Origin of the sequence: Alistipes sp. ZOR0009 (assembly GCF_000798815.1) — a bacterium.
Classification (GTDB): Bacteria; Bacteroidota; Bacteroidia; order Bacteroidales; family ZOR0009; genus Acetobacteroides.
Window position 1 is genome coordinate 39442 of the sequence record NZ_JTLD01000002.1, and the last position, 13200, is coordinate 52641.

Consider the following 13200-nt stretch of genomic DNA (forward strand, 5'->3'; position numbering starts at 1 on the left):
GTTAATAAACTTGAAACTTAGGTGCAGTTTGTCTTAAATTAGAGTTTTAAAATTAGCAGATATGATTTCACAGCCAATTAACTACAGAATTACGGGAGAAAATCTTCGAGTATTGGAGATGATTTTAAAACCCGGAGAGACGATCCTTGCAGAAGCAGGTGCTCTTATTTATATGGACGAGGGGATTGTTCATGAAACATGTCTTGGAGATGGTTCTGAGCCTAATCCTGTAATAATGGAAAAAATATTTCCTTCAGCAATAATGCCTTTGTCTGGAGATTCTATTTTTTATACCTATTTTACTAATTATGGAAGAAAGGATGGCGTTGTAGTTTTTTCAACGCCTTACATCGGAACTCCTGTCAAGTTGAATCTTTCTGATTTTAATAATGAGTTGATAATTTTGAAGGGGGCATTCCTTTGTGCACCTAAAGGTGTTAAAATTTCTGCATTTAATCCCAGAAAGAATGGTGTTATTACTAAGAATGAGTTGGTTACTTTACACAAAATTTCAGGAGAGGGTGATGTTTTTATAAATGTTGGAGGAAGTTTGATAGAGCGGAATATAAGCAGCAGTGATAGCGTTAGAATTGATGCTACTAGTATTCTTGCTTTTGATGCTAGAGTTGAGCTGACGGTAGAAAATATTGGAGATGTAAAGACAATGCTTTTGGGAAATGATGCTTTTGTTTTGGCATCATTAAAAGGAGATGGAAAAGTGCTGATGCAATCATTGCCTTTGCAAAAAATGATTCTTTATTTTCATAATTGTGTGCAGCATATGCATTTAACGAATGATGTTGTCTTAAGAAAGTTATATGAAGATTGAGAAGAGGCCAGAGCCTCTTTTTTTGTACCTTTCAGCTTCGTAAAATCATTGCAATGCCAGCTACGCTTAGTCCAGATCAGTTTCTATTGCTTCGGGAACATGTTTCTATTCTTGATGTTCGTTCCCCAAAAGAGTTTTTAAAGGGCCATATTCCAAATGCTTTAAGCATGCCGCTGTTTACCGATGAAGAGCGAGCAATTGTTGGAACTAAATATACAAAACAAGGTAAAGATTTGGCGGTCTTAGCAGGTCTTGAGTTTGTTGGTTCAAAGTTAGCCGATATGGTTCGTTTTGCCAGAAAGAACGTAAATAAGCAAGGGGAAATTGCTCTTTACTGTTGGCGAGGAGGGATGCGGAGTGGAAGCGTTGCTTGGTTGCTAGAGACGGCTGGTTTCAAGGTCTATTTACTACGAGGAGGATATAAAGCTTACAGAACCCATCTGCGTCATGTTGTAGGCTCTACGGATGCTGATATTCGGTTAGTTGGAGGTATGACAGGAAGCGGAAAAACAGACATTCTGTTAAATATGAAAAAGGGAGGTTGCCAGATTCTTGATTTGGAGGGGTATGCTAACCATAAAGGATCAGCCTTTGGCGCTATTGGTCAGAGCCCTCAGCCTTCGGCAGAGATGTTTGAGAACCTTATTTTTGACGATTGGAGGACGTTTGACTTTGGTAAGCCAATTTGGTTGGAAGACGAAAGTAAAAATATAGGAAGCTTATTTATTTTTGATGAACTCTTTTCAAAGATGTCAAAAGCACCTCTTTATCGTATTTCTGTGCCAAAATCAGATAGAATTACGAGGCTTGTTAAGGAGTATTCTTCTTTCGGTAACGAACTCATTCGTGAGGCTTTAGGCAAAATAGAACGCCGTTTAGGGTTTGACGTGTATCAATTTTGCCTTAGGGCTTTGGACGAAAGAGATTATGCTAAGATAGCAGATCTTACTTTATACTACTATGATAAAGCATATTTGAATCAAAATAGTAAAAGGACGTCAAAAATAATTGATATAGAATTGGATAGGGATGATCCTTTGACAAATGCAAGGCTGCTAGCAAAGATACGATGATCGTTAATTTATTTGTGTCCTGTTGATTTGTAGTTCCCGTTTTCGTAATTTGTTCTAATCTATAATTCTATATGTTATGGAACGGAGAATGTTTGTCGAAACATTGGGTTTGCTTACAAAACTTGAAAAACTTGTTAGCGTAAACCAGCATATCCAGCCTAATACTTTATTGCTGGAAAACACTCAGCCATATCCTGGTTATTACAGTCAGCATGAGGTTGATTTGGAAAAGCCAAGGACGGTTTTTATTGTTACAAAAGAACGGTATTCTATTGATGAGGTTCTTCGATTGATGTATGAAGCTCGGAAAATATTTAACCATCAGTTGGATGCAACTCCCTGTAAAATATCTATTTTTTCTGATAGTTACTACGCTATTAGAGTTCGGCATCTTAAAAATTTTGGAATGGTCAAAGACTTTCAGGATTTTTTGAGAGGTGAGGGTGTTGTCTTTTTGAAGCATAGAGCGATTAATGATACCGCTACGCTTGAAATACAAAAGCTGTTTAATTTGGAGGAGATTATTGCTGGTGTATATCAGGATTTGGATGAATCGGGCGAGCGCTATATTTCTTTATCTGTAAAGCTTGATTTTGGTCAGTTTGTAAAGGTTACTCAAGCCGTGAAAAATAATATTGATGAGAATAATTTTGATGCGGCTTTAGCAGTGTTTTATCGGAAGAATGGAGTTGTGGATGCTGTTCGTGTTTTTGAGCCATTTATAAGTATTCATAATCTCGAAAAAATTAGGATGGCTTATGAGGATCAAATTCGCCGATTAAAATTAAATGAGATATAAAAAAGAGAGCCCATTGGGCTCTCTTTTTGTTTTATTCTTCTTCGTAGGATGAATCGTTTTGTTGGGGCATTTGGCTTTGCATTGTCGCCGAATACATTGGGTAGAAGTTGTTCAGGGCTGCTTCATACTTTTTGAATAAAGTAGGATTGTAATTTTTTACAACCTCAGACATAAGAAGTAGGCCTTGCATTCCCCATTGTTTTTCGATGCCAAGCTGGTTACCATATTGGGGGGCGAGCTTGAAAAAGAATGTCAAATTGTTGACACTGCGACTTAGTATATCCTCCGCAACCTTATCTGCTTTATCTTTTTTGCCTAACTTGTAGTAGTTTTCAACAATTGGAGGCATGCTGTAAGGCATTAATTCTGGCGCGTAAAGGCTGATAGGGACTAGCTCCATTCCTTTATCCTGTGCTTTTAGAGCTTTTTCAAACTTACCTTCCTTTATCAATTCTGCGGATAATCTGGAGAACATATCTCTAATTCGAAGTACTTGAACAACTGTTCTGTTCATGTTCTGGTCAATGTAGATTTTTGGATCATTCATTGTACTCCATCTGTACTTGTTCATTAAGTTGGTGTATAGAACATCCGTGTTAACTCTACCCGCGTCTAAGCTGTAAGGATTTCTTGCTGTTTTGATGGGGACAATTCTATATGCAAACCCGTCAAATTCTAGATAATCGCTGAAGCCTAAATCGCCTTCGCCTCCAGGAGATACAACGTATATAGGTCTATCCCATTGGTAGTGAGATAGAATGTCTAGTATGGCAAGGTCACTTTTGGTAAGGTTGCTTTTCTTTATAGTGATGTAAAGAGAATCAACCATTAAAGATGCATCTTTGGCAGAGACAATGCCGTACTTAAGCGCGTTTTGCTTATTAACCGGAATTTTGATATTTCTAGTTGGCGTGTAGCTGATGTACTCTCCGTTATAGGGGATCTTTGTACTTGGATCTGGATCGAGAATAAAATCCATTACTTCTGCACCATCATGAAAATCTTTGACTCTGTCTGTTACGACAATCTGATCATTTATTCCTTGGATGTACTTCTCTCTCGGCATGGTGATTGGTAGGGGCTCGGAGTTGTAAGCCTTTTTCTTCATCTGATCAATATACCAGTCTGTGCCGAGGAGGCTGGTATTCATCACTCTTACATCTGTCCTAGTCCCCTTTACCTCCTGTTGGAACCATAGTGAGAAGGTGTCATTATCACCGTTGGTAATTATAATACTATTAGGAAGAAGTCCATTCAAGTAGTTATAGGCAAAATCTTCAGCCATATATCGGTTAGATCTGTCATGGTCATCCCAGTTTTGGCTAGCCATTAATATTGGAGCCGCAAGTAAGCAGCCTACAGTTGCAATTGCAGGAGCGGCAATACCTTTTACCTTTTTACTTAGGAATTCTTGGATTGATAAAACTGCCAATCCAATCCATATTGTAAATGCGTAGAACGATCCAGCATATGCGTAGTCTCGCTCTCTAGGTTGAAGCGGACTCTGGTTTAGGTAGACGACTATTGCAAGTCCCGTAAGTAGGAATAGGAGTCCTACAACAAAAGCATTCTTCGGATCTTTTTGTATTTGGAACATCAGACCAATCAATCCTAATATCAAAGGAAGAAAGTAGTACTTGTTGCTGCCTTTGTTGCCTTTGAGATATTCTGGGGTTTGATCACTTCCAGAAATTGCCTTGTCTATGAAAGGAATGCCTGATTGCCATTGACCCGTGAGGCTATTGCTTGCCTGAATATCGTTTTGTCTTCCAACAAAATTCCACATGAAGTAACGAATGTACATGTGGCCAACTTGATAGTTGAAGAAAAAGCTTAGGTTTTCTCCAAATGTCGGAATAGTTGCGTTTTCTGGTTCTCCTGAAGCATTTGTTGTGAGCACTTGCCTTCCTTTAATATTTCCCCATTGCATGTATTGTTCTATGTGCTCCTTTTGGGGGCTGTACATACGAGGAAATATGGTTTCGAAATTTTTGTCGTACTCGTAGTTGTATGAGATTACATATTTCTCATATTTCCCTGTCTTGGTATTCTTTGCGTAAGAATAACGAGGGGTCATATTGGTTACAGGAGCCGAAAAGTATTGTCCTTTTACAAGAGGTCTATCTCCGTATTGTTCCCTATTTAAATAGTTTATAAGTGAGAATACATTCTCTGGATCATTTTCGTTGATTGGCGTATCTGCAAATGCTCGTACAACAATCATAGCATAGCTAGAGTAGCCTAGAATAATTACAGATGCGCAAAGTATGATTGTATTTGCAATCCATTTACCATGCTTATACGTAAAGTGAATGCTCCAGATCAGAGCGCTAATTAGTAAAATCAGATAAACGATTGTTCCGGAATTAAAAGGTAGTCCGAAGCTGTTTACAAAAAATAGCTCGAACCATGAACCTATGGCCGCAATTCCTGGAATAATTCCGTATAGAATACCAACTAAGATGGCTCCAGATAGTAGTAACGTTTTTATAACGCCAACTTTGCTTACGTTGTAACTTTTAAAATAGTAAACAAAAACAATTGCAGGGATTGCAAGCAGGTTCAATAAGTGAACTCCAATCGAAAGTCCCATTAGGTAGGCTATTAAAACAAGCCATCTGTTAGCATATGGTTTGCCAAAGTCATTTTCCCATTTCAAAATAGCCCAAAATACAACAGCGGTAAAGAGCGATGACATTGCATAAACTTCGCCTTCGACAGCAGAGAACCAGAAGGTATCAGAAAAAGTATATGCTAAAGCGCCAACTGCGCCAGCCCCAATAATTCCGAATACTTGGCTAGCAGAAAGATTTTCAGTATCTGCAAAAAGACGCTTTGCGAGGTGTGTGATGGTCCAAAAGAGGAACAGAATTGTAAAAGCACTCGCTAATGCCGACATAACATTTACCATGGCCGCCACCAAATCTAGGTTTCCTCCAGCCATCAGCGTAAACGCTCTGGCAATAATCATGAATAGCGGCGCTCCTGGTGGATGCCCTACTTGAAGCTTAAATGCGGTAGCAATAAATTCTCCGCAATCCCAATAGCTCGCCGAAGGCTCAATTGTCAGCAAGTAAACAATTGCTGAAATGGCAAAAATAAGCCAACCTACGAGCGTGTTGTAAAATTTGTAGCTCTTCATCTTGTTGTATATCAGATTTTACATTTACATATGAAAACCAAGCTAAAATAGTGTTTTTATCATTAGATAAGCAATTACATGGACTTTTAACAAGCTATTAGCTATATTTATCCGCTCAAATCAGGATAACATGGCAAAGAAGGAGAATGAAAACGGCTGGAAGGATAGGCTAAATGTAGTGTATTCTACTAATCCAGACTTTCAATATCAGCATCAGGAGGCTGATGAAACCCAGGAAACGCTTTCTCCCAAGCTGCAAAACCTAAGGGTGATGCTTGATAAGAAGCAACGTGGAGGTAAGCAGGTGACGTTGGTTACTGGCTTTATTGGCACTGAAGATGATCTAAAAGATCTTGGTAAAATGTTGAAATCAAAATGTGGTGTTGGAGGTTCCGTAAAAAATGGGGATGTTTTGATTCAGGGAGATTTTAGGGACAAAGTTTTAGATTTGCTTTTGAAGGCGGGCTATAAAGCTAAAAAAGCAGGCGGTTAAATTTTTATATAAAAGTGCGATGAAGAGATTTTTAGTTACTCTTCTTTCTTTTCTTTTTGCTAACATTTGCTTTTCCCAGTACTTTTCTTCTGGCGAAGATCCTGCTCGAGTGCAGTATAGTTACATAAATACACCTCATTTTAACGTAGTCTTTCCCATAGGTGCAGATGCTTATGCCTTTCGATTAGCGTCAATGTTGGAGCAGTCGTTTAGAAATGTTCAGTTTAGTCCGCTTTTCAAAACAAAGAATATTAACGTTCTTCTTCATACCCGAAACTCGAATTCTAATGGTTTTGTCTCTTGGGCTCCTAGGCGTATGGAGTTGATGACTCTCCCTCCATTTGAATTTGGCCCATTATCGTGGGACCGAGATTTGGCAATACACGAGTTTCGCCATGTTTCTCAAATATCTTCCTTATATAGTGGTTTAACAGGATTGAGTTATTATGTTTTAGGAGAGCAGGGTATAGGATCTATGACATCTCTTATTCCTTTGTGGTTTTATGAGGGAGATGCTGTTTATGCTGAGACCGCTTTTTCGAATTCAGGACGAGGGCGAAATTCTAATTTTACTTTAGCATATAGGGCAAGGTTGTCGCAGGGTTGTAAGCTCAGTTTTGATCAATACTTAAACGGTTCCTACAAAACTTTCATCCCGAACCATTATGAACTTGGATACTTGCTTACATCTTATGCAAGAATTAAATACGGACAAAATGTTTGGGACAGCGTAGTTCGTTATACAACTAGGAATCCATTTTTAATGGCTCCTTTTTCTTTTGGTATAAGAAAGTATACCGGACAGACAAGAAAAAAATTGTTTAATAATGCTGTTTCTTTTTTTGATTCGACTTGGTCTGCTAGTATAAGTAATAAATCTGTAAAAGAATTAAATAAAAGGTGTATAAAAGAATATTTAAATTATTGTTATCCAATTGTTGTAGATTCTAATTTGTATTCATTCAAATTGTCTCTCGATCGTAATCCAATGCTTGTTAGGCACGATAAAGATGGAGTTGAATATAAAATAAGAGCGGTTGGATCGGTAAATTCGGCTCCAACTTCAAATGGATGTGATATTTTCTGGACAGAGTATGCAAATGTAGGGAGGTGGGCTCAGGAGAAGTTTTCAGTCCTGAAGCGATTTTCTGTTAAAACTAATAGGGTTTCTCTGGTTTCTGATTTTGGTTACTATTCGTACCCTGCTGTTAAAGGCGATACTGTGGCTGTTATTAAGAATACCCCAACCAATAAAATAGTTTTAGGTATTTATTCACTAGATTTTGAGCCTATCAAAGCGGTTAATCTGGAATTTAATCAGGTTAAGGATTTGCAGTGGGTTGGTTCCGAATTAGCATATACAGCATTAGATAAGTTCGATAATATGATTGTAGTTAAGCAATCCGTTGACCAAAGACGTGTAGATACTCTATTTAATTTTGGAAGAAGAAATATGGGAGGAGTAAAGGTTGTTGGTGATTCAATCTTTTTTACTTCAGATTTTTCTGGCAAATCCGATCTTTATTCATATTGTTTGTCGACCAATACTTTAGAAAAGCAGTATGAGTCAACTTGTGAAGTAGGTAATTATAGCATATCTGGTAATACGATTGTAGTAACAGATTATTCGATAGATGGTTTTAAGTTAAAGAAGGTTGGCAGAAATAGGGGTGTGGCCTGTAGCCTTGAAAACCCCAAATTTCCGATTGCTACAATGCTGTCAACAATGGAGGGTAATTTGAACCTGCAGGATAGTGTTCTATATAAATCTGATTTTAAAATTAAAAGATACTATAAGTTTTCTCATTTGTTTAACTTTCATAGTTGGGCTCCTTTTTATTTTGATCCTTCAGCTGTTCAAGATTTCGATTTGACTATTTACCCAGGCTTTACTCTTATTTCTCAAAATTTATTGAATACTTCTTTCACATCTATTGCTTATGGTTATAAGGAAAATAGCCATATCGTAGATTTGAGCTACACTTATAAAGGCTGGTTGCCAGTTTTTAATTTCCGGATGAATAGGTATAGTGGTATGCCTCGACTATTTTCCGTAAAAGGATTTAAATATGAGCGTGATTCAAGTGAGAGGCGAATGAAATTTGTGCTATCTGCCTATTTGCCAATTCAATTTTCTTATGGAGCGTGGAGTGGGCTTATACAGCCATATGCAGATCTGAGTCATTATAATGATATTCTATTGAGTGAAAGCACTCAAAAATATGAAAAAGGTTTTGATGAATTAACGACATCTTTTTATGCTTCATGGCAGATGAAACTTGCTCATCAAAACATATTTCCACGCTGGGGTATGAATTTTTACTTTAAGATGACTTCTGCGCCTTTCGAGAAAGGTAATTTGGGTGAACTTTACGCTTATCGTTTAGGTTTTATGATGCCAGGTGTATTGCCAAATCATGGATTAATGACTCGCTGGTGCTACCAAAAACAAGTTATTGATAGATATCTGTTTTCTAATGCTTTTATTTTGCCACGAGGGTATAATAGTAGTAGCTTTAGTTCGTATAAGTATCAAGCTTTATTTGCCGATTATTCCTTTCCAGTAGCCTATCCTGACTTTAATCTTTCGTGGTTGGTCTATTTAAAAAGAGTTCGTGCTAACCTATTCGCAGATGTTGCTAGACGGAATTATTGGAAGTATAAAAAGGCCGGAAGTTCTGAAAAGGTTTATTTTGAGGAAGATTACGCTTCTTTTGGTAGCGACATTCTCTTTGATTTTAACGCATTACGATCAACTTTTCCTATGACTAGTGGTATTAGATTGGCGTATAATAATAACAAAACGATGACTTGGAACTACTTTTTTTCAATTCGTTTTAACTAAATAATATGACAAAAAATGAATTGCGGGGTATAATTAAGAGGCAGAAAGAGTTAGAAGATAAGTCGCTTTGGAGCGATAAGTCTAACGACATTTTTGAATTTATTGAAGTTTTAGATTGCTTTAATAATGCTTCAAGTATACTTTTATATTGGTCTTTAAAAGATGAAGTTATAACTAATTTAATCACTGAGAAATGGGCTGACACTAAAAAGATATATTTGCCAGTTGTAACAGGATCCGTTTTGAATATTGTTAGGTTTCAGGGGATAGATAAAATGAAGCCAGAGCCGATTTTTGGCATACTGGAACCTGTATCTGATGAGGTTGTTGGTATGGATGAGATTGATTTGGTTATAGTACCAGGCGTTGCCTTTGATCGTTTTTGTCAAAGATTGGGGAGGGGTAAAGGGTACTACGACCGACTCCTTGCGGAATCGGGCGCAGTAAAAATTGGTGTTGCTTACGATTTTCAGATAGTGGACAGAGTTCCTACCGAAACTTTTGATGTTCCTTTGGATATGGTGGTGACAGAGTCTGAGTTTATTCTGCGTTAAAATCCAACAACTTTGCTCTTTCTTGCGTTGTAGCGTTCTTCGTCTGTTTTGGTTCCCTTGGTAATTGGCTTTTCCCAATCGCCATAAGTGGGGTTGGGAAGGATGATGTATCTGTAGCCGAATTGACTTTTAAATTTATCAACAAGGTCGAATTCCGAGCCATCTCTTTTGTCGAAGAGCGTATTGAAATCAGAGAGGTTGTCTCCAATAAGCATTACGATATCGTATTTTTCAGCAACAAGCTTACGGCGAGCATCTTTTGATGACTCTTTCGTTTTGAAGTATAAGTTTTCTTTTTGGGCAAATTCAAATCCTTCGTTATTGAGGTTTTGTAGCGTTTTTTCTATTTCAGTAGTATCGCGGTTGCTAATATATATAATGCTTACTCCTTGAGATTTTGCATATTTTGTAAACTCTACAGCGCCAGGGAGGGCTTTTGCCTTTGCAAGATCTGTCCATTCTTTCCAGATTTCTGGTCTAAATGATTTGCCTGTGTGGATTAGCCTACCTTCAAATGGGCTATTGTCAAGCATGGTTTCGTCGATATCTACTACTACAGCCTGAGGTTTTTCTTTCCTATCTTTTACGAAATTGGACAGGTTACTTTTTGCCATATTGAAACCTTGGATATACAAGGCTTTCATCTCAGGAGACGACTGATACCACAAGGTTGCCTGAATCAGGTAGTCTGAAGTCGTTCCCGCATTTTGAGATACCGGTTTGTTAGATGCTAGAATAAGCGAGCTAACCAATAGAATTGTTCCAAAAAATCTTTTCATTCTAATCGGGTTATATCAATAAAAAAAGGGCTATAAAATTATTCAAAATATTTTTATTAAGCTGTAACTTTTGTACAGCACATTCGTCCTACACAAAAATTCAGATAACCGAATGACTCCATATGAGTATAATAAGTGCGTAGACTTATTTTCTGATAGCATATATAGGTTTGCTTTAAAGATGCTTAAAGATAGCGATACGTGCCATGATATAGTGCAGGATACTTTTGAAAAACTTTGGCTTAGGGTCGGCGAAATAGCCTTTGATAAGGCAAAGTCGTACCTCTTTACCACCGTTTATCACGCGACGATTGATCAAATCCGAAAAAAGAATAGGTTGGGAAATCCTGTTGATCTCGAAAAGGTCAATGAGTCGGTTAGTAGTATAAGTCCTGATTTAAAGGAAATTTTGAATAGAGGGTTGGCGTTGCTACCAGAAGACCAGAAGTCGGTTGTGCTTCTACGCGATTACGAAGGGTACAGCTATGAAGAAATTGGCGAAATTACGGGCTTAAATGAATCGCAAGTGAAGGTGTATATCTACCGAGCGAGGCTTTTCTTGAAGAATTATATAGGTAAAATTGAAAACGTATTATAGCTATGATTACTCGTGAAAATTACGAAGAGCATTTCCTAGATTATTTTGATGGAATTCTCTCCGAAAAGGAGGTGGAGGAGCTTTTACGATTTCTTTCCCTAAACACAGATTTGGAAGATGAGTTTTACCTGCTCATGCAGCAAACCTCAGAGGTGAATCTTTCTTCCGATGATTTTTCATCGTTGATAGTTAAGAGAGAATCTAAAATTGGCTACGAACTTAGCTCTTTTGATTATTTGTGTGTTGCTGATTTAGAGCACGATATTACAGAAGAGGAAGTTCGTATTTTGGAGGATAGTATTCAGAGTAATTCTAAGTTAAAAGGGGATTATTTGATTTATCAAAAAACTCGATTAGAAGAGGAGCCTATTGTTTGTCTTTTCAAAAATGAGCTAAAGAAAAATGTATTTGTAGAAAAGGGAGGTAAAACACGAAGAATTGCCTCCTATTCGAGTGTTGCAGCCGCAGTTCTACTTGTTTTCTATTTAGCATACAATGAAACTGACAACCTAAAGGTTGCGGATGATGTTGCAAAAAAAATTGAAGTAGTGGCGCCTCGTAGTACTAATGAGGTGGTTAAAGAGATGGTAAAGAGGCCTGTTATGGCTGAAGTCTCTACATCTTTGAGCAATAAACCTACAGTTCTTAGCAAAGTGAAAGCAACGGCTTTTGATGCTTCGAGTTCCTCTCCCTTGCTTTCTGAAACGAAAGAAAAGGTGTTAAGTGCTCAAACGCAGGCTAAGGAACAGATTGCTTACTTGCAGGTTGATCTTAACAACGTGTCTGTTGAGCCATCGAAGGCTGTTGCTTTGGCAAGTTTTTCTGCAGCCGTTGAAAGTTCTGCTAGCAAAGAGAAGTCTGGTTCTTTTTTTAGCGATAATGAGCTGGCAAAATCGGTTGCAGACTTTCTTGATAAAGCAAAAGGTGAAACCAGTCAGCTTACAGGTACCATTGAAGAGGTAAAGGGGCGAAAGAGAGGTGTGTTTATTGGAAAGTTAATTAGCGGTGTTAATACCATTCTGGGAACAGATATGCAGTATTCTAGCCGATATACATCAGACGGAAAGCTCGTTGCTGTTAGCTTTGAAGTTGGTAAATTGAACTATTCAAAAAAATATGACGACGAGAAGTAACTTTTGATAGTGGCTGGTCGTCATACAACCAAACAAGCAAAAACAATTAATGTCATGAATAATAAATTATTAGTACTGCTGCCAGCATCGTTGATATCAGTTGCAGCATTTGGTGGAGTTTCTAAGGATACTGTTGTAGTAAAAAGTACTTCATCTGTTGATACCGTAGTTAGTAAATCTTCTTCTATTGTAAAGCACAACATTGCGTCCGTTAAAGAAAATGTTGATACAGTTGTTGTAACAGTAGGAAAAAGAGGTCTTTATGTGTCTGAAGATTTGAATGGAGACGTGTCTGTTTGGACTTCTAAGCATAAAAAGAAAGAAAAGAATTTTTATTCACACCTTTCAGGTTTTGGGTTAGGTGTTAATGTTTACCTAAATAAGGATGGCGCGATGAAACTTCCAGATCAATACAAGGATATGGATTTGAATGTTTCGAAATCGATAAATGTGGTTCTTAACTTGTTTGATGTATCGCAGCCTTTGATTAGCAATAAGCTTGCTATTACTGCAGGGGTTGGTACGGAGTGGCATAACTATCGCTTTAGCGAAGACATTACCTTGGTGAAAGAAAATGGTGTTTTAAAAACCAAAGCATTGACAGGTAATGTTGTAAAAACAAAGTTGACAGACTGGTGGTTAAATGTTCCAGTTGCGCTAGAGTTGAATGGGGGGAAATATAATTCGTTTTATGCTTCTTTTGGTGCGGTTGGTTCGCTTCTTTTAAACTCGCACACCAAAGTCGTAACTAGAGATGGCGGAAAGCAGAAGGATAAAAATTGGAATGCTTTTTATCTAAATCCATTTAGAGTTAGCTTGATGGCAAAGGTAGGATACGGGAATTTTGGAGTTTATGCTACCTATTCTTTAGTTCAAATGTTTCAAGAAGATAAAGGTCCAGAGTTGTACCCATTTGCAGCAGGTGTGACGTTGAATTTTTAAACCTCGATATAAT

General features: G+C 37.6%; 11 protein-coding genes. 9 read left to right on the plus strand and 2 right to left on the minus strand.

What is annotated here, in order from left to right:
• Nucleotides 1-61 precede the first annotated feature (61 nt).
• The 3 genes from L990_RS00330 (at nucleotide 62) to L990_RS00340 (ending at nucleotide 2701) form a co-directional block, all read left to right on the plus strand.
• Entirely contained in the window at nucleotides 62-829 is a 768-nt protein-coding gene (locus L990_RS00330; RefSeq protein WP_052180607.1) for an AIM24 family protein, read from the plus strand.
• A 53-nt stretch (nucleotides 830-882) separates the two neighbouring features.
• Complete coding sequence (gene mnmH, locus L990_RS00335) at nucleotides 883-1902, plus strand: tRNA 2-selenouridine(34) synthase MnmH (protein ID WP_047444355.1); 1020 nt, start codon at nucleotides 883-885, stop codon at nucleotides 1900-1902.
• A 76-nt stretch (nucleotides 1903-1978) separates the two neighbouring features.
• The gene (locus tag L990_RS00340) at nucleotides 1979-2701 is read left to right on the plus strand and encodes a hypothetical protein (RefSeq protein ID WP_047444357.1); all 723 of its coding nucleotides are present in this window, start codon (nucleotides 1979-1981) and stop codon (nucleotides 2699-2701) included.
• A gap of 31 nt (nucleotides 2702-2732) precedes the next feature.
• Here L990_RS00340 and L990_RS00345 read toward each other — a convergent pair whose 3' ends face one another.
• On the minus strand, nucleotides 2733-5843 hold the full coding sequence (locus L990_RS00345; RefSeq protein WP_052180608.1) for a DUF2723 domain-containing protein: 3111 nt from the start codon (nucleotides 5841-5843) through the stop codon (nucleotides 2733-2735).
• A 130-nt stretch (nucleotides 5844-5973) separates the two neighbouring features.
• Between L990_RS00345 and L990_RS00350 the strand changes: the two genes are divergently transcribed.
• The 3 genes from L990_RS00350 to L990_RS00360 are packed head-to-tail and all read left to right on the plus strand — an operon-like array spanning nucleotide 5974 to nucleotide 9735.
• Nucleotides 5974-6336 carry a translation initiation factor gene (locus L990_RS00350; protein ID WP_047444359.1) on the plus strand — a complete coding sequence of 121 codons (363 nt, stop codon included), beginning with the start codon at nucleotides 5974-5976 and terminating at the stop codon, nucleotides 6334-6336.
• Between the two features lie 19 nt (nucleotides 6337-6355).
• Complete coding sequence (locus L990_RS00355; protein ID WP_047444361.1) at nucleotides 6356-9181, plus strand: hypothetical protein; 2826 nt, start codon at nucleotides 6356-6358, stop codon at nucleotides 9179-9181.
• A 5-nt stretch (nucleotides 9182-9186) separates the two neighbouring features.
• A complete protein-coding gene (locus L990_RS00360; RefSeq protein WP_052180609.1) occupies nucleotides 9187-9735 on the plus strand; it encodes a 5-formyltetrahydrofolate cyclo-ligase in 549 nt (182 codons plus the stop codon).
• Here the strand turns inward: L990_RS00360 and L990_RS00365 are convergent.
• Nucleotides 9732-10514 (minus strand): 5'-nucleotidase, lipoprotein e(P4) family, encoded by a 783-nt coding sequence (locus L990_RS00365; protein WP_052180610.1) that lies wholly within the window; start codon nucleotides 10512-10514, stop codon nucleotides 9732-9734. The two genes, L990_RS00360 and L990_RS00365, sit on opposite strands and share 4 nt — an antisense overlap.
• 112 nt (nucleotides 10515-10626) lie before the next feature.
• Between L990_RS00365 and L990_RS00370 the strand changes: the two genes are divergently transcribed.
• The 3 genes from L990_RS00370 to L990_RS00380 are packed head-to-tail and all read left to right on the plus strand — an operon-like array spanning nucleotide 10627 to nucleotide 13187.
• A complete protein-coding gene (locus L990_RS00370; RefSeq protein ID WP_047444363.1) occupies nucleotides 10627-11112 on the plus strand; it encodes an RNA polymerase sigma factor in 486 nt (161 codons plus the stop codon).
• Nucleotides 11113-11114: 2 nt separating this feature from the next.
• Nucleotides 11115-12245 carry a hypothetical protein gene (locus L990_RS00375; RefSeq protein ID WP_047444365.1) on the plus strand — a complete coding sequence of 377 codons (1131 nt, stop codon included), beginning with the start codon at nucleotides 11115-11117 and terminating at the stop codon, nucleotides 12243-12245.
• A 54-nt stretch (nucleotides 12246-12299) separates the two neighbouring features.
• Nucleotides 12300-13187 (plus strand): outer membrane beta-barrel protein, encoded by an 888-nt coding sequence (locus L990_RS00380; RefSeq protein ID WP_052180611.1) that lies wholly within the window; start codon nucleotides 12300-12302, stop codon nucleotides 13185-13187.
• The last annotated feature ends 13 nt before the right edge of the window (nucleotides 13188-13200 follow it).